Genomic DNA, 19,289 nt, shown 5'->3' on the forward strand with positions numbered 1-19,289 from the left:
CCTACGCCCCCTACCGTGCGTCCATGTACGGCCGGCTGATGGTCTTGTCCGTGGTGATGGGCAGGGTGTAGGCGCCGTAGAGATCCAGCTTCTGGGTGTACTTGAGCTTGATGACGCAGGTTCCGGCGCTGCGGTCCCCGAGGATGGTGAGGGTGATGCCGCCCTTGACCAGGGCCTCGGGGATCTCCAGTTCGGCGGCCTTGGCCCGCAGCTGCTGCTCGAGGGTGGCGGCGGGAATGACGCCCGCCCTGGATCCCAGGTCCTCCGCGGCGTTCACCAGGCTGTTGTTGGCGTAGAGCACCGGGACGACCTTGGCGGCGACGCCGCCCACGATGATCAGGACCAGGAGGCTGACGATGCAGCCGATCTTGCCCTCGCCGCGTTCATTCCTGCGCATTGCGCTCATGGGGTTCCTTTCGGGGGTCAGGGTTGGAGATCCTGGAGGGCCTGCCGGGCCAGGGGCGCCAGCAGGGGGCCGCCGGGGCCGAACAGGGTGGCCTGGGGGTATTTCAGGGCCTGGTTGAAGGACTGGGCGGCGTCGCGCAGGTAGACGCTACCCATGTGGAGGAGGCAGAACCCGGTGTAGTAGTCGAGGGTGCCCTGGCTCACGCCCTGGACGGAGACCATGCGCGCGTCCCGCAGCACCTCCAGGGCCTTGTCGTACTCCCGGAAGTGCATGAGGGCCAGGGCCTGGTCCAGCCGCAGGAGGGAGGCCTCGTCGCCCTGGGCGCCCAGGTAGCGCAGGCGCAGGTCGGCGAGGACCAGGGGGTAGCAGAGGTACGGGGCGTTCACGGGGAGTTCCGCGGGCATGGGGACCACGGCCAGCTTCACGGGGGCCTCCCCCTGGGAGACGGTGAGGGTGCCGCCGGTGGCCTCGGCCAGGGCCTTGCGGAAATCCGCGACGGTGGCCACGGGCCTTCCGCCGGCTTCGGTGAGGGTCCGGCCGGGCTTGACGCCGGCCTTCTGGGCGGCGGAATCGGCCTCCAGCACGTAGGCGCCCCCGGGCAGGTCCAGAAGGGTGAGGCCGGCCCAGGGCTCCCGGAGCGCGGGCTGGCGTTCCATGCGCGCCGCCAGGGACCCCAGGGGATCGTTCTCCAGGGGCATGACGGTCAGCCGTTCCTCCTGCCCCGTGAGGGTCGACAGGATGAGCTCCACCTGCTGCACGGATCTTCCGGGGGCGGGCCGCGCCCAGAGGATGAGTTCGGTCTCGCGGCCGGAGCGCAGGCGGGCCAGGCAGTCCTTGAGGGACTCGCCCTTGGCGGCGGTGAAGAAGGCCACTTCGTGGAGCCGCCCGCCCAGGGTCCCCAGCATGCCCAGGAGCCGCTCGCGGCCCGCGAAATCGTCGGAGCCCTCGAAGCCGGCATAGGTCAGGCGCGGCTTGGGGCGGGCCGTGAGGGTGAGGGCCTTGCCCTCCTGGATCTCGATGCGCTGGGTGAAGCTGCCGGCGGGGTACTTCACCTGGAGGTCGTAGGCCTGGGCGCAGACCTGCAGGTCCTGCACCGGCACCCGGCCCATGTCGAGGCCGGAAAGGATCAGCTGCCCGCCGGGGACGGCGCTCTGGACGGTGAGGGTGCCGCGGCTGGGCTCGAGCTTGACGGGTTCCAGTTCCTGGTCCGCGAAGGGGGTGGTGAGGGCCGCCGGAATCTCCAGGCGGCGGGTGCGGTGGCAGGGCAGGCGCACTTCCAGGAGGTGCTTGCCGGGGGCGAGGTCGGCGATGGGGAAACCGTCCGAGAGCTGGTCGGGCTTCACCCCGGCGCGGTCGGCCAGGTAGCTGCGGTCCGTGGGGACCTGCCCCCGGGAGAGGCCCCGGGTCTTGCCGTCCACCAGGAGTTCGGCCCCCGCGGGCGAGGTGTAGACCGTGATCACGGACGAGGTGCGCGCGAGCTTGAAGTCCAGGGCCCGGGTGTCCTTGACGGCCACGTCGAACTTCACGTCCTGGGGCTGGAACCCGATCCGGGCGTAGGCGGCGGCGTGGGCCCCCGGGGCCATCCAGTGCATGCCGGGCTCGGCGCGCCGGGCCTTGCCGTCCACGGTGAGGACGCCCCCGGCGGGGTCCAGGGAGAGCTTCACCCGGCCGAAGCGCGCGGCGCGCAGCGCGTCGAAGGCGGCCTGGAGCCTGGGGTTGGTGATGGTGCGGTCGATGTCGTAGTCGGGGTCCAGTTCCAGGAGGCTCTCCAGGCGCTTGGGGGCCTGGGCCTTCTTGCCCGCGGTGCGGTCGTCCAGGACCGCCATCCAGTTGTAGGTTTCGCAAAGCACCCGGGTCCAGCCCTCGTCCAGGGCGCGGGCGGAGGGCTCCAGGGCCCCCAGGATGGATTCGAACTTGGCGGCGGCGCCGTCCCGGTCGCCCTGGGTGGCCCACAGGGCCTTGGCCGAGGCCAGGGTGTCCCGGAGGGCCGGGTCCTGGGCGCCGAGGGCCGCGCTGGCCGTGAGGAGGAGGCAGAGGAGACGTCGCATCATTGGAGCCTGATCAGCAGGTCATTGGAACGGTCGGCCAGGATCAGCCCCCCGGCGCGGTCCAGGGCCACGGCACGGAACTTCCCGGCGATGCCCAGGGCCTTGTAGGTGGCCGAGCGCAGCACGGACCCGTCCGGGCCCCACACCACCACCCCTTCGAAATCCCCGTCCACCAGGGCCGCCACGTGGCCCAGGGGGTCCGAGGCCAGGGACACCACGTACCGGAAGGGGGCGGGAAGGTCCTTGCCGTAGGGGACGGTGGTCCGGGTCCGCCCCGAGGCGTCCAGGAACAGCAGGGACCGGGAGGCGTCCGAGGCCGCCGCGGCGCCGCCGTCGGGAAGGGGGGCCAGGGCCTGGATCCCGGGCACGGGCAGGGGCCGGGGCGGGGCGTCCCCGGCCAGCACCTGGATGACCGGGGAACCCGGGTCGCAGATCCAGGCGTTGCCCCAGGCGTCCAGCATCCCGCCGGAGGGGGAGGGCACGGGGGGCGCCGCGGCCTGGGGCACCTCCTCCTTCACGAGGCCGAACTTGGCGCTCACCACCCAGGTGGTGCCCGCCTGGGGGACCAGGAGGGCCTTGCCGCCCTTGACCACGGGGCCCGAGGGGGCCAGGGCGCCGTCCTTGAGGTGGTAGGCCCGGTCGTCGTCGGACTGGTACACGTAGAGATCGCCCTCGGGGCCGGTGGCCAGGAGGATGGGGGTCTTGAGCCACTTGGTCCGCCCCTGGGGCCAGGGGCCCTGGGACTTCAGGGGGGGCTTCTGGAGGCGCTGGAGCACCCGCGCCTGGATGCGCCACAGGGCCTCCTGGGCCTCGGGAGCCTGGGGGTGGCGGTTCCGCAGGTCCTGGAGCATGCGCAGGCAGCCCGGGAGGTCCCCCATGATGTCCAGGGTTTCGGCGGCCTGGAGCTGGGCGGCGATGGCCGCGGGGGCGGCGGGGTCCAGGCGCATGGCCTCGGTGAAGGCCAGGAGGGCCCGGGCCCACTCCCCCTGGAGCTTGCGGGCCAGGCCCATGTGGAGCCGGGCCTCCTGCACCAGGGGATGGTCCGGGAACAGGTCCACCATGCGGTTGAAATCGGCCAGGGCCTCCTTGATGTCGGCGGGGGCGTGGCTGCGGGCCGCCCTGAGCTCGCCCAGCAGGAGGAGGGCGTCGCCGGCCTGGGGGGTCTTGAGGTACTCGTTCTTGAGCCGCTCCAGGAAGGGGGTGGCCGCCTCGGGCTTCTTCTGGACGTCCAGCTGGTACCGGGCCAGGTTGAGCAGGGCCCGCGCGGCCAGGGGGGACTGGGGCAGCTGGGCGATGAGCTGGTTCCAGGTCTCCAGGGCCTCGGCGTAGCTGTGGGCGGCGTAGGCGCGCTCGCCGGAACGGAAGAGCCGCTCGGCCATGTCGCCGTCCTGGGCCCCGAGGGACGCGCAGGCCAGGATCAGGGTCACGGGGCGGATCCAGGTTCCTAGGACATGCATGCGGGCCTCGAAATTGTTAATTGAAGATAGTTTACCCCCTTCAGGCCTCCAGGGCCTGGAGGACCTGCTCCGTGGGGTAGGGCTTGAACAGGGCGCCGATGATCCAGGCGTTCTGCCGCAGCGCCGCGATGTCGCGGTTGGCCGTGGAGAGCAGGGCGTAGCGGAAGCGTTCCCGGCCCTTGAGCTCCTCCAGCCAGGGGGCGAGGTCGCCCTGGGCGTCCTTGCTCTCGGTGATGACCAGGTCCACGGTGCGGGCCGCCAGGATGGCCTCGGCCTCCTCGCGGCTTCCGGCCTCCGCCACCTCGCGCTTCCCGTCGGCCAGGGCCTGGGCCAGGCGCTTGCGGAAGAAGGCGCTGGGTTCCAGGAGCAGGATGGAGCGCACCGGGGGCCTGCGGTTGAGGTCGGATTCCGTGAGGCCCAGGGCCAGGAGCGCCGTGCGCGCCGCGCTCTTGAGGCCCAGGCCCGAGGCCCCCAGGAAGATCTCCCGGATGGGTTCCACCATCGCGGGCTGGCGCGTAAGGCCGCCGATCTCGCACAGGTGGGCGATCTCCCGCCACTCGGAGCCCGGGGCCGCGAGCATCGCCAGCACCCGCTCCGAGAGGGTCTGGGCCAGTTCCGGCCGGATGATCAGCTCGGGATCCGTCAGGGCCTCGCGCAGGGCCAGGAGGGCCTCGATCTTCTTCGGGCCCTTGTCGGGGATCTTCTGGATCTGGGCGTTGATGCCGGCTTCCTTCTGGGCCAGGAGCCCCAGGCCGTCGCCGCGCCGGGCCAGTTCCTTGACCACCGCGGCCACGCGGTCGTTGGACTCCCGGTCCCAGGTCTCCTTGGTGCGCATGTCGAAGAGGAAGTCCGAGACCCGGTCCTTGAGGAGGTTGTAGGCGGCCCGGTCGAAGACGAAGAGGTCCTGGGAGGCGAGGATGGCGCGCAGGCGCTGGCCCTCCCCCTCGCGCTCGTCGCAGCACCTCTCGAAGAGGTTCATGAATTCGGGCAGGGCGTCCAGGGGCAGGGGCCGGTCGAAGGCGGGGAAGGCCGTGAGCGAACCCTCCAGGGCCAGGATGAGCACCTGGGGCTGCTTGAGCTTGGGGGCCTTCTGCAGGAGGCCCAGGGAGGCCTCCGGGGTGCCCAGTTCCTTGAGGGCCTCCGCCAGGGCGATCTGCAGGTTGAGGGGCTTGCCGTCGTGGAGCAGGTCCAGGAGCACCGGCGCGCTTCCGGGATAGCCGATGGCCGACAGCGCCTCCACGGTCTCCACGATCAGGGCGTCCCGGTTGTCCTTCTGCAGGAAGGCCAGGAGGGGTTCCGCCGCCATGCGGGTGCGGTTCTCCCCGAAGACCCGGATGGCGCTGCGCACCTGGTCGTGCTGGCCGCTCTCGAACATGGCCATGAGGGCCGGGAAGCTGGAGGGGAGCTTGCCCAGGTGGTGGATGGCCCTCTGGCCCACCTCCACGATGGGGTCCTCCACCGCCGCCAGGAAGAAGGGGGTGAGCGCGTCGTCCTCCCGGGTGCCCAGGGCGTCCAGGTACTTCTCCCGGCGGGTGAGGTCCGGGTCCTTGAGAAGCTCGGCCAGCAGGGCCGTTTCGGAAACGGGCAGCAGGCGCAGGAAGGCGGTGACGAACCCGTCGCCCCCGGCGCGGCTCCGCAGGATCGGCGCGAAGATGGGCAGGATCTCCTCCCGGGCCACCTCCCCGCAGTCCACCTTGAAGGCCAGGGCCTCGGCCACCTGGTCCACCAGGCCCGTGAGGAAGCCCAGGCGGGTCTCCGCGTTCTGGGCCGCGTCGGAGACCATGGCGGAGTACCGGGCCACCTTGCCTTCGCCCATGAGCATGAGGGCCTCGACGAGGAAGGTCTCGTAGACGCCGCCCACCCAGGGGCGGAGGTCCTCGACGGCGCCCAGGATGTCGCCCTGCTCCTGGGACGCGGCCCGCTGGAGGCCTTCCAGCAGCTCCTTGGTCTCGGGGTGGCGGGTGCCGAAGTGGGCCAGGACCTGGCGCAGGAGCTCGGGCAGGACCGAGGCCCGCTGGAGGGTCTGGAGGCGGTTGAGCCCGGCCAGCAGCAGCTGGTGGTCCAGGAAGTCCTCCCGGGCCGATTCCGCCACCGCCTTCAGGAAGGCCGTGGCCCCGGCCTCGGGCAGGGAGCCCATGACCCGGATGGCCAGGCGCTGGGCGAGGGGATCCCCGCTGTGGTAGGCCTCCGCGATGGCCCCGAGGTCCTGGGCGCCGGCCACCGCCCCCAGGAGCTTGGCGCCCTGGGCCGCCATGCGCAGGTTGCTCTGGCCTTCCAGGAGCCGGCTGATGTGGTAGGCCGCGCCCTGCTGGCTCTGGAAGAGGCCCAGTTCGCGGTTGAGGATCACCTGGAAATCCGGCTCGGGGCGGGAGGTCTTCAGGGCCGCGAGGGCCGTCATGGCCCCCCGGGTGCCCAGGGTCCCCAGGGCCGCGCACCCCTCGTCGAAGATGCCCAGGTCCTGCTCGTTCTTGAGGGCCATGGCAATCCAGGGGGTCCATTCCGGCCAGTCGAACTTCGCCACCGTGGCCAGGATGGCCTTGCGGAGGCCCCGGGGCGTGCCCTGGGAGCCCAGGCGGCTGCCCAGCTCGGGGAGGGCCTGCTTCCGGAGGGTCTGGAGCTGCGTCACCAGGCGGGCCGGGAACTGAGGGTCCCCCTCGGCGTACTCCTTCAGGAGGTCGCGGAGGGTGTCCAGGGGGGTGAGCGGGATCTTCCGGAGCTGGGTTGGCATTGAATCCTGCGAAAAAGGGGCTTCAAGCATTATTCTTTTCACAATCGCGGCGATTCGCTAGCGTTTCTCCATGCGCCTTCCGTATTTTCTGTCCCTGGCCATCTCCAGCCTCCTCGGGGCCCAGATCCCCTTCGGGGAGCTGGCCCCCATGGATCGCGAGGAGGCCCAGCGGATCGTGGACAAGGCCGACTTCGCCTTCCAGACCCGCACCCGGCCCGTGCAGGTGCGCTCCGCCACCATGGAGAAGATCTTCGACCACCCCCGCATGAGCATGGCCCTGTGGCGGTACTGCGGGTTCGTGCCGGGCTTCTTCGGATTCGCCTGCCCCGACGGCTCCTGGACCCTGGACGACACCCGGGGGCTCACCGGGCGCCTGCGCTGCGTGCTGTGGAAACCCGGGTTCCGGGTCTACCTGGTGGAGGGCCGGGCCGAGGCGGGCCGGCTCAAGACGCCCTTCGCCGTGGGGGCGCGCATGGCCGTGGCCTACCGCTACTGGGACTCCCCCCAGGGCTTCGAGACCCACCTCCAGACCTGGACGGCCCTGGATTCCGCGGTCCTGGGCATCGTCGCCCGGCCCTTCCAGGGGTACATCCGCCATCGCCAGGACGAATTCATCGCCTACATCAACGGCAATATCGCCACCTTCGGCCAGTTCGCCGAGCGGGACCCCGGGGAATTCCGCGAACCCATCCGGCGGGAGGGGGATCCGGTGGCGATCCGCGATTTCGACCTCCTCTTCCCCCGGCGCTGATGGAACCCGTCCGGAACCTCTGGGAGCGGGCCCTCCGGCCCGGGGAGGGGTTCCGCCAACGGGCCCGGGAAGCCCCCGCCCTGGGGGCCTCCCTGAAGGAGCTGCTCCTGCTGCGGTCCCCCCTGGCCTTCCTGGGCATGGTCCTGGGCTACCTGTCCTTCTCGTCCCTGTACGCCCGCCTGATCTCCCCGGAAAGCGACCTGTGGACCCGGATCCTCCCGCAGCTCCCGGAGACGGTGGACCCGGCCGAACTCCGCGCGGCCCTGGCGAACCTCCCCGCCGCCCCCGGCCTCCACGCGCTCCTGCCCTGGATGGCGGCGCTGGCCCCCGTGGCGGTCCTGGGCCTCTGGCTCCACGACGCCACCTTCGACCACATGGCGTTGTGGCTCCTGGGGGGCCTGCGGGAGCGCCGCGGCTTCCGGGCCAGCCTGGTGGCCGACGCCGAGGCCCTCAAGGTGGGCGCCCTGGGAGCCGCCGCGGCCCTGCTGGCCGAGCTGCCCGGGGTGGGCTTCGTCCTCGGCCTGGCCCTCCTGCCCGTGGCGGCGTACTTCTGGATCCTGCGGGGCTACGCCCTGGCCGCGTGGCACGGATGCGCCCCCTGGAAGGGGGTCGTGGCCACCCTGGTCCACGTGGCGCTGGTGGGGGTCTGGCTGGGCCTGCTGATCCTGGCCTGCGTCGTGGGGGTCCTGATGCTCCTGTAGATATGGTTCATGGTGGCGTTCCCCCCGGAGACAGGTCATCATGTGACGTTCCCCGAGGGAGTTTCCCCATGTCCTTCCAGGCCATTCTGGACAATCTGATCGAGCGGGTGCCCGAGGCCATCGCGGCGACCTTCAACGACAAGGACGGGGATCCCCTCTGCTCGCGCACCATCGAGGTGCCCAACGACGCCCTGCAGCTGCTCGGCGCCTACCGGAACGTCGTCAAGCGCCACCTCCAGCAGGCGGTCGAGGAATTCGACCGGGGCGAGGTGGAGCAGGTGGCCTTCTGCACGGACCAGCACTGGATCCTCATGATGGGCGGGCAGGAGCACTGCTCCCTGGTGCTGGTGATGCGCCGGGACGGTATCCTTGGCCGCGCCCGTTTCCAGATGCAGCAGGCCCTGGACGCGCTCAACCAGGAGCTGTAATCCCCCCCTTCTGAAACACCGAAAAACCAGCGATATGGGAGAAACATGGTCCGATTTACGGGTCTTCTTGGTCTTGTCTGTTTCATGGCTCTGGCCTATGCCTGGTCCTCGGACCGCAAATCCATCCACTGGAAAACCGTCGGCTGGGGCATGGCCCTGCAGTGGATCCTGGCCCTGGTGGTGCTCAAGGGCGAAGCCCTCTCCCACGCCCTGGGCTTCCTTCCCTTCCCGCCCCACGCGGGCTGGGTGATCTTCGCCCTCCTCTTCGTGCCGATGATCTTCAAGCGCTACGGGATCCTGCAGGTGGCCTGGTTCAAGTGGGCCCTGGGCTCCGTGGTGACCTTGGCCCTGGTGCGCGGGAACCTCGTGGGCTCGGTCTTCGACAAGGCGCGGGTGGTGGTGGAGGGCCTCATGTCCTACGCCAAGGCCGGCGCCACCTTCGTCTTCGGACCCCTGGCCACCCCCGGCGGCGCCGTGATCACCAACGCCCAGGGCGTGACCGTGGGCAGCATGGGCATGATCTTCGCCTTCGTGGTGCTGCCCACCATCATCTTCGTGGCCAGCATCTTCGCGGTGCTCTACCACGTGGGCGCCATGCAGTGGGTGGTGGGGGCCTTCTCCCGCGCCATCAGCCGCTTCCTCAAGGTCAGCGGCGCCGAGAGCCTTTCGGTCTCCGCCAGCATCCTCATGGGCCAGACCGAGGCCCCGCTCACCATCCGCCCCTACCTGGCCGCCCTCACCCGCAGCGAGCTCATGGTGGTCATGACCGCCGGCATGGCCCACGTGTCGGGCTCCATCATGGTGGCCTACGTGCAGGTGGCCCACGTGGACGTGGTGCACCTGCTCACCGCCGTCATCATGACCGCCCCCGGCGCCATCATGATCGCCAAGATCCTGGAGCCCGAGACCGGCACCCCCGCCACCGCCGGCGAGATCCAGGTGAACATCCCCTCCAACGACGCCAACGTCCTGGACGCCGCCGCCCGCGGCGCCTCCGAGGGCCTGCACCTGGCCATCAACGTGGCCGGCATGCTCATCGCCTTCATCGCCCTCATCGCCCTCATGAACGGCGTCCTGAAGGCCATCTTCCCCGCCCTCTCCCTGGAGCTGGTGCTGGGCATCCTCTTCCGCCCCTTCGCGTGGCTCATGGGCATCCCCTGGAAGGAGGCCGGCGTCGTGGGCTCCCTCCTGGGCCAGCGCATGGTCATCAACGAATTCGTGGCCTTCATCCAGCTGGGCAACCTCCCCGACCTGAGCACCAAGGCCCGCCTCGTCACCACCTTCGCCCTCTGCGGCTTCGCCAACTTCAGCAGCATCGCCATCCAGGTCGGCGGCATCGGCGCCCTGGTCCCCGAACGCCGCGGCGACCTCGCCCGCCTTGGCCTCAAAGCCATGATCGCCGGCACCCTCGCCAACTTCATGTCCGCCTGCATCGCCGGGATTCTCAGTTAGGGGCGCCGGCGCTTTCGGCTGACGGGTTCCGGACTCCCGCCCCGGTTCGTTGACGCAGGCAAGCTGCGTCAACGGAGAGCTCACGTTCAGGGTCGGGGGAGGGGTGTTTGCACACGCCGGCTTCGATGGGCATGCTGGCGGCTGGGAAAGGCGAGGCCCCCCAGGTTGGCCTATGGCCCTTCGACCCGCTGCGAGTGTACCGAAGTGAAGCGGATCCGCGCCGACGCTGACTGGTCAACGTCGGCGCCCTCGCATTTGCGGGCCGGGCCACTCGAAGCGTGCCCACGGAGCCTAGGCCCCGCCGGAGGGCATGGACGTTCCCGCCGGGCAGAGCCCTCCATCGAAGCCGGCGTGTGCAAACACCCCTCCCTGGCCCCTGAACGTGAGCTCTCCGTTGACGCAGCTTGCCTGCGTCAACGAACCGGGGCGTGAGTCCGGGACACGCAGGCCTACTACGCCGGCGCCAGAACCCCAGGCAGTATGGACTTCGCCCCCGCCATGCAGGATTTGTGCTCGATGTGGTACTCGAATTCGGGGCGGAATTTTTGGAGGAAGGATTCCACGGGGCCGCAGGCGGCGTCGCCCAGGGGGCAGAGGGTGCGCATGTTGATCCGGGGGGGGAGGCTGGCCAGGAGGTCCAGGTCGGCGGGGCGGCCCTGGCCGTGCTCGATGCGGTGGAGGATCATCTCCATCCAGTTGCAGCCTTCCCGGCAGGGGGTGCACTGGCCGCAGCTCTCGTGGGCGTAGAAATGGGTGAGGCGCAGCAGGGCCTGGACCATGCAGGTGCTTTCGTCCATGACGATCATGCCGCCGGAGCCGGCCATGGAGCCCCGGGCCTTGACGGTGTCGAAGTCCATGGGGCAGTCGAAGTCCTTGGCGTCGAAGACGGGGGCGCTGGAGCCTCCGGGGATGACGGCCTTGATCTTGCGGCCGGTGCTGGAGCCGCCGCCCAGGTCGTTGAGGATGAAGTCCATGGGCAGGCCCAGGGGGAGCTCGTAGAGGCCGGGGCGCTTCACGTGGCCGCTGAGGCCGTAGATGCGGGTGCCGGTGTTGCCGGGGGTGCCCAGCTCGGCGTAGGCGGCGCCGCCCATGCGGAGGATGGGGGCCACCGCCGCCAAGGTCTCCACGTTGTTGACGGTGGTGGGCTGGCCGAAGGCGCCCACGGAGGCCGGGAAGGGGGGCTTCACCCGGGGCTCGCCCCGGCGGCCTTCGAGGCTGTTGAGCAGGGCCGTCTCCTCCCCGCAGATGTAGGCGCCCGCGCCCCGGTAGGTGAGGATGTCGTAGTCCCAGCCGGTGCCCAGGATGTCCTTGCCCAGGTAGCCCGCGTCCCGGGCCTCCTGGAGGGCGGCCTCCAGCTTGTCGATGAGCCAGGAGAACTCGCCCCGCAGGTAGATGAACCCGGTGCGGCACTGCATGGCCCACCCGGCGATGATCATGCCCTCGATGAGCTGGTGGGGGTTGTATTCCAGGATCGCGCGGTCCTTGAAGGTGCCGGGCTCGCCCTCGTCGCCGTTGCACACCAGGTAGCGGGTCACCTTGCGCTCCGGGGTGTCCTTGGGCATGAAGCCCCACTTCATCCCGGTGCGGAAGCCGGCGCCGCCCCGGCCGCGCAGGTCGGAGGCCTTCACCTCGGCCGTGACGGCGGCGGGCTCCATCTTCAGGGCCTTGCGGCAGGCCTCGTAGCCCTCCCATTTCCGGGTGTAGACCTGGAGGCGCCAGTTGTCCAGTTCGCCGGCGCCCCGGAGCATGAGGTTGGGGTACCGGGAGGAGCCGAAGCCCTCGAAGGTGTAGATCTGGGGATCGGGCTTGGTGCGGATGGCGGCCATGGTCATTCCCCCCACGCTGCGGTCTCGCCGCGCCGGCAGGCGTCCATGAGGGCCTCCAGCTTCGCCTCGTCCACGAACTCGTCGAAGACGCCGTGGTTGATCTGGATGCAGGGCCCGCTGCCGCAGGAGGCCAGGCACTCCACCTCGTCCACGCTCCAGAGCCCGTCCGGGGAGGGGCCTTCCCCGGGCCTGGCGCCGGTCTTCTCGATGACCTTGGCCAGCAGGTCCGCGGCCCCGTTCAGGGCGCAGCAGAGGTTGGTGCACACCTCGAAGTGGTACCGCCCCACGGGCTTCTTCCGGAACATGGTGTAGAACGTGGCAACCCCGAAGACGTGCCCCTCGGGCACGCCCAGGGCCGCGGCCACCTCCTTCATGGCCCCCAGGCTCAGGAAGCCGAATTCCTTCTGGGCGATGTACAGCGCCGGGAGGGTGCCGGCCATGCGGTCCGGGAACTGGGCCGCGATGGACTGGATCTTCGCGATGGCCTCGGGGCTCAGCTTCTCCCGCTGGGTCCTGGGCAGCCGTTCGCCCGGCGCCAGGGGCACATCGCTGGTTTCAGGGGGGAGGGGATGGTTCATGGCTCGTCCGGGAAGGTCATCAAGGACACCCAGTCTATCCTGTATCCCCGGCGGCATCCCCATGGACCTTGACGCCAAAATTTCGCGCGGGTTCCTCCGGCCGCTTCCGGCCCGGGGCACCCCTGGACACCCCGCGGCCCCCCATTAGAATTGATCCACGCCCCAAGGCACTCGGAACGGTCGATCCCATGCAGCTTCGCGAAGAGCTCCTCATCAACAAGCCCCTGGACCCCGGCCAGGAGCTCCTGCTTTCCATCCTGCTCTGCCGGGAGTACGCCACGCGCCTCAGCGACGAGCGGCTCTTCAAGCCCGCCGGCATCACGGACCAGCAGTTCAACGTGCTGCGCATCCTCAAAGGCGGCCCCGAGGACGGCTACCTCATCCGGGACCTGCGGCGCCGCATCATCTCCCGCAGCGCCGACGTGCCGCGGCTCGTGGACCGCATGGTGAAGGCGGGCCTGGTGCGCCGGAGGGAGGACCCCAACGACCGCCGGGGCTGCCTCGTGCAGCTCACCCCCGAGGGCCGGACCCTGGAGGCCAAGCTGGCCCCGGTGCACACCGCCCTCTGCCGGGAAGTGGACGGCCTGTTGACGCCGGAGGAGGGACGGACCCTCATCGCGCTGCAGCAGAAGCTGCGGGAAGGGGTCCGGGAGCGGCTGGAGATGGGCGACTAGCCGGGGCGGTATTGAAATGGCCTGACTGTCCCGCCCGCCATTCTGCGCCGGTACAACCTGGAAGGTCTCTTGGATAGCGGGTCCGGTATGGCCTGACTCCATGGGCCGTGGAAACCCAGGGAAAATGAAAAACGCTGGGGCGCTGAGGACTCGCTGGGGCGCTGGGAAAAGCAATACCTGGGGTTCTTATCGCCGCGCCCTGGCCAGGTTTTCCTGCTTTTCCCAGCGCCCCAGCGAGTCCTCAGCGCCCCAGCGTTTGAATTTTTCCTTGGTTTCTCTGTACGCCGCGGACTGGCCGTTCAGAGCTCCAACCCTGGGCCACGAACCTTGTCCTTATGCGTACAACCCAGTCACTCTTTGAGCTTTCCACTTGCCGAACCCGGCCTAGCCCTTTTTCGGGCCGGGCTTGCGGAAAGCTCCCGCGGGCTTGGCGGTGGGCTTTCCCCCCGCTGGCCGCGCATCGGCGGCGCGCCGGGGACGGGGCGCTTCGTCGCGGGGGCCCGCGGCGCGCCGGGGTCGGGGCGCTTCGTCCCGGGGGCCCACAGAGCGCCTGGGTCGGGGCGCTTCGTCCCGGGGAGTCGAGGGGCGCCGGGGCTCGTCCTTGGTGTAGCGTTCCGCGCGGCGCACCCGGTCCAGTTTGCGCTCGGCGGTGATCTTGGGCTTGTAGATGTCGGCCTCGCCCTTGACGCCGGCCTCGGCCCGCTCCACCCGGCGCGCGGTGCGCAGGGCCTTGAGGGCCTTTTCCATGTCGGCGGGCATGGGGGCCGAAGCGGTTACGGATTCGCCGGTGACGGGGTGGCGGAAGCCCAGCAGCTCGGCGTGGAGGGCCTGGCGGTCGATGAGGGGGCTGGGGGTGCCGTACACCTGGTCGCCCAGGAGGGGGAAGCCCCGGTCGGCGAACTGCACGCGGATCTGGTTGCGCCGGCCCGTCTCCAGCTTCACCTCCACCACGGTGTGGCCCGGGAGGCGCTCCAGCACCCGGTAGTGGGTGATGGCCACCTTGGCGCCCTTGATGTCCTGCTTGGCCTTGGAGTTCTCGGGCACCACCTGCATGCGCAGGGACTTCCGCTCCACCAGCTTGTCCGAGAGGGTCCCGGCGTTCTCGGGGAGCTCGCCCACCAGGATGGCCTTGTAGATGCGGTGGAGGTGGTGCTCGTCGAAGATGCGCTTGAGGCCGTTGAGGGCCTCGGGGGTCTTGGCGAAGACCAGCACGCCCGAGGTGTACCGGTCCAGGCGGTGGGCGATGAAGAGCTGGAAGCGCTTGAAGCCCCGGCGGCGGTACAGGTCCGTGAGGGCCTCGGCCAGGCAGGGGTCGGTGTTCTTTTCCGCGGGCACCGTCAGGAGTCCGGCGGGCTTGTCCACGAAGACCAGGTGCTTGTCCTCCAGGAGGACCGTGAAGGGGCAGTCCGCGCTCCGGCTGGGCTTGGGCAGGGCGCTGTAGACCATGTCCGGGTCGAAGACCACGTGGACGGTGTCCGTCGCGGCCAGGCGCAGGCCGTAGGTGCGGGCCTCGGCGCCGTTGACCTTGACGCAGCCCGCGTCGATGAGGCCCTTGGCCTGGCGGTGGCTGACCTCCAGCTTGCGGTGCAGCTCCGCGGCAAGGGCGGTACCTTCCGTCGCGCCGGTCCAGGTTTCATTCGATCGGGCCATGGGCTCCTCCAGTGCCCGGCGTCCATTGAAACGCTGGGCTTGCTGGAAAGGAGACCATGAAAACCTTTATTTATCAAGCGAAAGGGTGCTACCGCTTGGCGGCCTTCTGGAAATCGCCGGCCTTCACCAGGGTGATGCGGGCGGGATCCAGGTGCTTTTTCAGGGCGGCGACGATCTGGTCGCTGGTGAGGGCGGCGACGCGCCTTTCCAGGTCGGCCTGGAAGGCCATGGTGCGCCCGGCCTCCAGATCGCGCTGGATCATGCCGGCCAGCTGCGGGTCCTGGGACCGGCCCTGCTCCTCGGCCTGGAGCCAGCCCGTCTTGGCCTCGGCGAGCTCCTTGGCGGTGAAGCCCGAGGCCAGGGCCAGGGCCAGCTCCTCGCGGATGGCGGCCTCGGCCTTGGCGGCGTTCTGGGGCGCGCAGATGGCGTAGAAGGTCCACTGGCCGAAGGCGTCCAGCGCCCCGGCCTGGAACTGGGAGCCCACGCCGTAGCTGAGGCCCTCCTTCACCCGCACCCGGGCCCCCAGCCTGGAATTGAAGGTGCTGCCGCCCACCATGTAGTCACCCAGCACCAGGGCCGCGAAATCGGGATCGGATTCCTTCAGCGCGAGGTTCAGGCCCCCGAGGATCACCGCGTTGGCCTTGTCGGGCGTCTCGATCACCTCGGACCGGCCCGGCTCCGGGCGGTAGACGTTGGTGATGCGCTTGTAGGGCGCCGGGCTCTTCCAGGAGCCCAGGAGGCTCTCCACCAGGGCCCGGGCCTCCTTGGGGTCCACGTCGCCCACGATGGTCAGCTCCCCGTTGGAGGCGCCGTAGAAGGCGTCGTGGAGGGCCTTGACGTCCTCCACCTTCACGGCCTTCATGTCGGCGATGGATTCGTCCAGGGTGGCGGCGTAGCGGGGATGGCCCTTGGGCCAGGCATTGAGGGCCCTGCGGTAGGTGATCCCGGCCAGGGCCTGGGGATCGCTCCGCTGGCTCTCCAAGCCGGCCAGGAACTGCTGGCGGAGCAGTTCGAATTCCTGGGCGGGGAAGCTGGCCTCCTTCAGGGCCTCGGTGACCAGGCCCAGGACGGCGGGCAGGTTCTCCCGCACCGTCTCGATGGTGCCCCGGACCCCCTCCGCGCTGCCCCCCAGGCGCACGTTGGCCTTGAGCTTGTCCAGGGTGTCGGCCAGCTCCTGCCGGGTGTGGCGGGCGGTGCCGCGCAGGAGCATGGCGCCCGCGAGGGTGCCCCGGGGGCCGAGGTCCTGGAGCGCCGCCTCGGTGCCGAAGTGGAGGTTCAGGGCCACGTTCACGGCGGCGCCCCGGGTCTTCTTGGGCACCAGGGCCACCTTCAGGCCCGCCGCGGTGGTGAACCGCACCGTCTGGCGGTCGATGGAGGCCGGGGACACGTCGAAGGCCTCGCCCTGGCTGCGCACCTCCTGCCCCTTGTAGTCCTGGACCATGGCCGCCACGTCGCGCATGGGGGGGATCTCCACCCGCTCGGGCTTGGGCGTGGGCACGAAGAGCCCCAGGGTCCGGTTGCTGGACTTCAGGTAGGCCTTGGCGACCCGCGCCACGTCCGCGGGGGTCACGGCCTTCACCCGGTCCCGGTCCAGGAAGAAGGTGCGCCAGTCGCCGTTGGCGATGGCTTCGCTCAGGGCCAGGCCCACCTGGTCGGACTGGTTCAGGGTCAGGTCCACCTGCTTGAGGATGGCGGACTTGGCCCGCTCCACCTCCTCGGGGCCGAAGGGGGTGGCGGCCACGGCCTCCGTGGTGTCGAGCACCAGGTCCCGGGCCTCGTCCAGGTTGCCCTCGGGCCGGACCATGGCCCCCACGTAGAAGAGGCCAGGCTCGCGGGTCGCCTCGGCGTTGCAGAAGACCTGGGCGGCCTTCCTGGGCTCCACCAGGGCCTTGTAGAGGCGGCCGGAGGGGGCCGATCCCAGCACCTTGGCCAGGACCGTCAGGGGCGCCAGGTCCGGGTCGGTGGCGGCGGGCATGTGGTAGGCGGCCATGGCCAGCTTCACGTCGCCCACCCGGCGCACGGTGACGCTGCGCTCCCCGTCCTGGGTGGGTTCCACCGTGTAGGTGGGCTCGAGCTTCCGGGAGGGCCTGGGGATGGGGCCGAAGGTGGTGTTGATGAGCGCGAGGGTCTTCACGGGATCGAACCGCCCGGCCACGGTGAGCACGGCGTTGTCGGGCTGGTAGTACTTCCGGAAGAAGGCGGAGAGGTGCCAGATGTTGACGTTCTCGATGTCGGCGCGGCAGCCGATGGTGGGCTTGCCGTAGTTGTGCCACAGGTAGGCGGTCTCCATGACCCGCTCCATGAGCACGCTGAAGGGCTGGTTCTCGCCGCTCTCGAACTCGTTGCGCACGACGGTCATTTCCGTCTTGAGCAGTTCGGCGGCCTTGGCGGGCTTGATGGCCACCCAGCTGTTGATCATGCGGTCCGCTTCCAGTTCCAGGGCCCACTTCAGGTTCGCCTCGGAGGCCTTCATGGACTCGTAGTAGTTGGTGCGGTCGAAGCTGGTGGAGCCGTTGAAGTCGGCGCCGTGGAGGGAGAGTTCACCGGGGATGTCGGGGTGCTTCGGGGTCCCCTTGAAGATCATGTGCTCCAGAAGGTGGGCCATGCCGGTCTCGCCGTAGCTCTCGTCCCGGCTCCCCACCAGGTAGGTGATGTTCACGGTGACGTTGGCCTTGGAGGGGTCGGGGAAGAGCAGGACCTTGAGGCCGTTGCCCAGGCGGTACTCGGTGATCCCCTCCACGGAGGCGGCCTTCTCGGGGGGCCTGGGGACGGCTCGGGAGGCGGGGGCCTTCGCCGCGGCCGGCAGCCCTCCCAGGATGAGGATGGCGGCGAGGGGCAGATCGAAACGGAAACGGGACATCGTATTTCTCCAAGTTCCAGGGGTGGGTGCCCCAAGGGTCTCACACCCCGCGAAGGCCTTCAACGATCCGTAATTTAACCAAAATTAACGTTTACCAGAGGCTGAACACGGCTAGGGCCCCGCCCAGCAGGGCCATGGCGGTGGCGGCCCAGCCCACCTGCTTGAGCTGGCGCGGGGCGGGCGGGGCCGCCCACACCCAGAGCGCCGCCAGGGTCATGGGCAGCAGGGCGGCGCCGGCGGCGCGGGGCAGGCTTCCGTGCAGGGCGGCCAGGCCCGTCCAGGTGCACAGGGCCGCCCCCAGGGCGAAGGCGGCGAAGCGCGGAAACCAGGCGCCGCCCCGCTTCAGGGCGAGGATGTGGCAGTGGACGACGGCGGTGGCGAGGGTGAACATCCCGCCCAGGAGAAGGGCCAGGAGGAGCGCCCTGCGGCCGCCCCCGTCCCCCAGGAGCACCACGCTGCCCGCGGTGGCGGAAAAGGCCCAGGCCGCCACCACCTCGCCGGCGGCCGTGCGCTCCTGCCGGATCAGGAACAGGAAGAAGAGGATGGCGCCCAGGGCCGCGGCGGGGAGGAGCCCCAGGAGGTGGGCGGCGGGGGCGCCGATCCAGGCCCCGAAGATGGCCAGCAGGAGGACGGAGCCCAGGATCACCAGGCGCAGGGCCGCCCGCACCTGGGAGGCCCCCCGGGCGGCTTCTCCCCGGCGGCCCAGGAGCACCAGGACCGGTTCGCTGGCCAGGAAGAGGGCCACCGCCAGCACCGCCTGGAAGATGCCCCGGGAACCGTGCCCCAGGACGGCCCCGCACGCCAGGGCCACGCCCAACTGGGCATAGGCGCCGTGTTCGCGGGGCCAGAGGGGAAGGGTTTCCTTGGGCATGGTCTCAGGTCTCCAGCAGGGCGGCGAGCCGGGCTTCCCACTCGCGCCGAAGGTCTTCCAATTTCAATCCTTTGCCCTTCCCCGGAGCCGCCTGGAGGAGGCCCTGGGAGGAGGGGTGGGGCAGGACGTCCAGGTGGATGTCCGGGGCCCCGTCGATGCGGGCGAAGACCCACTGGGCCCTGCGCCCCATGGCGATGACCCGCAGGCGGCCCGGGCAGCGCCCCGCGGCCTCCCGCAGCTCCCCCCGGAGCCGATCCAGGTTGTCCGGGGCCAGCAGTTCCTTATCCGTGGGGGCCCGGAAGGTCTGGAAATCCCGGGTGGGGCACACGGGGAAGGCGTTGCTCAGGGCTACCCCCCGGAGCACCGGCGCCAGGCCCTCGGCCCGGAACCGCGCGCCGTCCCAGTCCTGGAAGGCCCCGGCCGGGACCCGGGCAAGGCCCGCGGCCTCCAGGGCCCGGTACACGCAGGTGCCGGCCCGGTCCCCCCAGAAGGGGATCCCGCTCTGGTCGGCCCCCCGGGGTCCCGGGGCCTCGCCGAACAGCATGATCCGCACGGGTCCCCGGGGAGGAAAAAGGGGGGCGACCTGGGTTTGAAGAATCCGTGCCATGGCATCAGATTGCCAGAGGCTTATCTTGGGGGATGCGAATTTGACGTGCGGGAGGCGGGCATGAATTCGACCCCTGGCCTGGATGTGGGCATAAAAAGAATGGTGGAATCAGGTACTTACATTCCGGCCACCGGGAAGGTGGAGGACTTGAAAATTTCCTGCCCCCCGCGCCTGAAGCGGAGCGATCTGGACGACCCCACCGGTTTCCACGTGCGTTTGGTTGAATGGCTCATGCAACAGAAGTGACCGGGG

Annotated in this window: 16 protein-coding genes; 6 read left to right on the plus strand and 10 right to left on the minus strand. The window is 70.1% G+C overall.

Translation table 11 applies throughout. The features are described 5' to 3' along the window. Nucleotides 1–10: 10 nt before the first annotated feature. The 4 genes from R2J76_RS01015 to R2J76_RS01030 are packed head-to-tail and all read right to left on the minus strand — an operon-like array spanning nucleotide 11 to nucleotide 6,639. Nucleotides 11–406 carry a hypothetical protein gene (locus R2J76_RS01015; protein WP_316413920.1) on the minus strand — a complete coding sequence of 132 codons (396 nt, stop codon included), beginning with the start codon at nucleotides 404–406 and terminating at the stop codon, nucleotides 11–13. Between the two features lie 17 nt (nucleotides 407–423). After that, on the minus strand, nucleotides 424–2,454 hold the full coding sequence (locus R2J76_RS01020; RefSeq protein WP_316413921.1) for a PDZ domain-containing protein: 2,031 nt from the start codon (nucleotides 2,452–2,454) through the stop codon (nucleotides 424–426). Continuing rightward, complete coding sequence (locus R2J76_RS01025; RefSeq protein ID WP_316413922.1) at nucleotides 2,454–3,911, minus strand: outer membrane protein assembly factor BamD; 1,458 nt, start codon at nucleotides 3,909–3,911, stop codon at nucleotides 2,454–2,456. The genes R2J76_RS01020 and R2J76_RS01025 overlap by 1 nt, the downstream gene beginning before the upstream one ends. A gap of 40 nt (nucleotides 3,912–3,951) precedes the next feature. Then, on the minus strand, nucleotides 3,952–6,639 hold the full coding sequence (locus tag R2J76_RS01030; RefSeq protein ID WP_316413923.1) for a HEAT repeat domain-containing protein: 2,688 nt from the start codon (nucleotides 6,637–6,639) through the stop codon (nucleotides 3,952–3,954). Nucleotides 6,640–6,709: 70 nt separating this feature from the next. Between R2J76_RS01030 and R2J76_RS01035 the strand changes: the two genes are divergently transcribed. From R2J76_RS01035 to R2J76_RS01050, 4 genes are all read left to right on the plus strand, one after another. Continuing rightward, nucleotides 6,710–7,390: a hypothetical protein gene (locus R2J76_RS01035; RefSeq protein WP_316413924.1), complete on the plus strand. Its 681-nt coding sequence runs from the start codon at nucleotides 6,710–6,712 to the stop codon at nucleotides 7,388–7,390. After that, nucleotides 7,390–8,091 (plus strand): hypothetical protein, encoded by a 702-nt coding sequence (locus R2J76_RS01040; protein WP_316413925.1) that lies wholly within the window; start codon nucleotides 7,390–7,392, stop codon nucleotides 8,089–8,091. Before R2J76_RS01035 ends, R2J76_RS01040 begins: the two co-directional genes overlap by 1 nt. 68 nt (nucleotides 8,092–8,159) lie before the next feature. Continuing rightward, nucleotides 8,160–8,519, plus strand: a complete 360-nt coding sequence (locus tag R2J76_RS01045; protein ID WP_316413926.1) for a roadblock/LC7 domain-containing protein — start codon at nucleotides 8,160–8,162, stop codon at nucleotides 8,517–8,519. 45 nt (nucleotides 8,520–8,564) lie between these two features. Further along, on the plus strand, nucleotides 8,565–9,971 hold the full coding sequence (locus R2J76_RS01050; protein ID WP_316413927.1) for a NupC/NupG family nucleoside CNT transporter: 1,407 nt from the start codon (nucleotides 8,565–8,567) through the stop codon (nucleotides 9,969–9,971). A gap of 452 nt (nucleotides 9,972–10,423) precedes the next feature. Here R2J76_RS01050 and nuoF read toward each other — a convergent pair whose 3' ends face one another. Beyond that, nucleotides 10,424–11,797: an NADH-quinone oxidoreductase subunit NuoF gene (gene nuoF, locus R2J76_RS01055; protein ID WP_316413928.1), complete on the minus strand. Its 1,374-nt coding sequence runs from the start codon at nucleotides 11,795–11,797 to the stop codon at nucleotides 10,424–10,426. A 2-nt stretch (nucleotides 11,798–11,799) separates the two neighbouring features. Next, complete coding sequence (locus R2J76_RS01060; RefSeq protein ID WP_316413929.1) at nucleotides 11,800–12,375, minus strand: NADH-quinone oxidoreductase subunit NuoE family protein; 576 nt, start codon at nucleotides 12,373–12,375, stop codon at nucleotides 11,800–11,802. 188 nt (nucleotides 12,376–12,563) lie between these two features. Between R2J76_RS01060 and R2J76_RS01065 the strand changes: the two genes are divergently transcribed. After that, on the plus strand, nucleotides 12,564–13,049 hold the full coding sequence (locus tag R2J76_RS01065; RefSeq protein WP_316413930.1) for a MarR family winged helix-turn-helix transcriptional regulator: 486 nt from the start codon (nucleotides 12,564–12,566) through the stop codon (nucleotides 13,047–13,049). Nucleotides 13,050–13,433: 384 nt separating this feature from the next. On the opposite strand, the gene R2J76_RS01070 is transcribed toward R2J76_RS01065, so the two are convergent. From R2J76_RS01070 to R2J76_RS01085, 4 genes are all read right to left on the minus strand, one after another. Beyond that, on the minus strand, nucleotides 13,434–14,699 hold the full coding sequence (locus tag R2J76_RS01070) for an RluA family pseudouridine synthase (RefSeq protein ID WP_316413931.1): 1,266 nt from the start codon (nucleotides 14,697–14,699) through the stop codon (nucleotides 13,434–13,436). Between the two features lie 88 nt (nucleotides 14,700–14,787). Beyond that, a complete protein-coding gene (locus R2J76_RS01075) occupies nucleotides 14,788–17,559 on the minus strand; it encodes a M16 family metallopeptidase (RefSeq protein WP_316413932.1) in 2,772 nt (923 codons plus the stop codon). Between the two features lie 91 nt (nucleotides 17,560–17,650). Next, nucleotides 17,651–18,430, minus strand: a complete 780-nt coding sequence (locus R2J76_RS01080) for a YwiC-like family protein (protein ID WP_316413933.1) — start codon at nucleotides 18,428–18,430, stop codon at nucleotides 17,651–17,653. A 4-nt stretch (nucleotides 18,431–18,434) separates the two neighbouring features. Beyond that, entirely contained in the window at nucleotides 18,435–18,974 is a 540-nt protein-coding gene (locus tag R2J76_RS01085; protein ID WP_316415876.1) for a uracil-DNA glycosylase family protein, read from the minus strand. A gap of 123 nt (nucleotides 18,975–19,097) precedes the next feature. Between R2J76_RS01085 and R2J76_RS01090 the strand changes: the two genes are divergently transcribed. After that, nucleotides 19,098–19,283 carry a hypothetical protein gene (locus R2J76_RS01090; protein ID WP_316413934.1) on the plus strand — a complete coding sequence of 62 codons (186 nt, stop codon included), beginning with the start codon at nucleotides 19,098–19,100 and terminating at the stop codon, nucleotides 19,281–19,283. Nucleotides 19,284–19,289: the final 6 nt, after the last annotated feature.

Source organism: Mesoterricola silvestris (assembly GCF_030295405.1).
Taxonomy (GTDB): Bacteria; Acidobacteriota; Holophagae; order Holophagales; family Holophagaceae; genus Mesoterricola; species Mesoterricola silvestris.

Excerpts from the sequence above, each read along its gene's own strand:
- R2J76_RS01015 (WP_316413920.1), bottom strand. The coding sequence starts at position 406 with ATGAGCGCAATGCGCAGGAATGAACGCGGCGAGGGCAAGATCGGCTGC.
- R2J76_RS01020 (WP_316413921.1), bottom strand. The coding sequence starts at position 2,454 with ATGCGACGTCTCCTCTGCCTCCTCCTCACGGCCAGCGCGGCCCTCGGC.
- R2J76_RS01025 (WP_316413922.1), bottom strand. The coding sequence starts at position 3,911 with ATGCATGTCCTAGGAACCTGGATCCGCCCCGTGACCCTGATCCTGGCC.
- R2J76_RS01030 (WP_316413923.1), bottom strand. The coding sequence starts at position 6,639 with ATGCCAACCCAGCTCCGGAAGATCCCGCTCACCCCCCTGGACACCCTC.
- R2J76_RS01035 (WP_316413924.1), top strand. The coding sequence starts at position 6,710 with ATGCGCCTTCCGTATTTTCTGTCCCTGGCCATCTCCAGCCTCCTCGGG.
- R2J76_RS01040 (WP_316413925.1), top strand. The coding sequence starts at position 7,390 with ATGGAACCCGTCCGGAACCTCTGGGAGCGGGCCCTCCGGCCCGGGGAG.
- R2J76_RS01045 (WP_316413926.1), top strand. The coding sequence starts at position 8,160 with ATGTCCTTCCAGGCCATTCTGGACAATCTGATCGAGCGGGTGCCCGAG.
- R2J76_RS01050 (WP_316413927.1), top strand. The coding sequence starts at position 8,565 with ATGGTCCGATTTACGGGTCTTCTTGGTCTTGTCTGTTTCATGGCTCTG.
- nuoF (WP_316413928.1), bottom strand. The coding sequence starts at position 11,797 with ATGGCCGCCATCCGCACCAAGCCCGATCCCCAGATCTACACCTTCGAG.
- R2J76_RS01060 (WP_316413929.1), bottom strand. The coding sequence starts at position 12,375 with ATGAACCATCCCCTCCCCCCTGAAACCAGCGATGTGCCCCTGGCGCCG.
- R2J76_RS01065 (WP_316413930.1), top strand. The coding sequence starts at position 12,564 with ATGCAGCTTCGCGAAGAGCTCCTCATCAACAAGCCCCTGGACCCCGGC.
- R2J76_RS01070 (WP_316413931.1), bottom strand. The coding sequence starts at position 14,699 with ATGGCCCGATCGAATGAAACCTGGACCGGCGCGACGGAAGGTACCGCC.
- R2J76_RS01075 (WP_316413932.1), bottom strand. The coding sequence starts at position 17,559 with ATGTCCCGTTTCCGTTTCGATCTGCCCCTCGCCGCCATCCTCATCCTG.
- R2J76_RS01080 (WP_316413933.1), bottom strand. The coding sequence starts at position 18,430 with ATGCCCAAGGAAACCCTTCCCCTCTGGCCCCGCGAACACGGCGCCTAT.
- R2J76_RS01085 (WP_316415876.1), bottom strand. The coding sequence starts at position 18,974 with ATGCTGTTCGGCGAGGCCCCGGGACCCCGGGGGGCCGACCAGAGCGGG.
- R2J76_RS01090 (WP_316413934.1), top strand. The coding sequence starts at position 19,098 with ATGAATTCGACCCCTGGCCTGGATGTGGGCATAAAAAGAATGGTGGAA.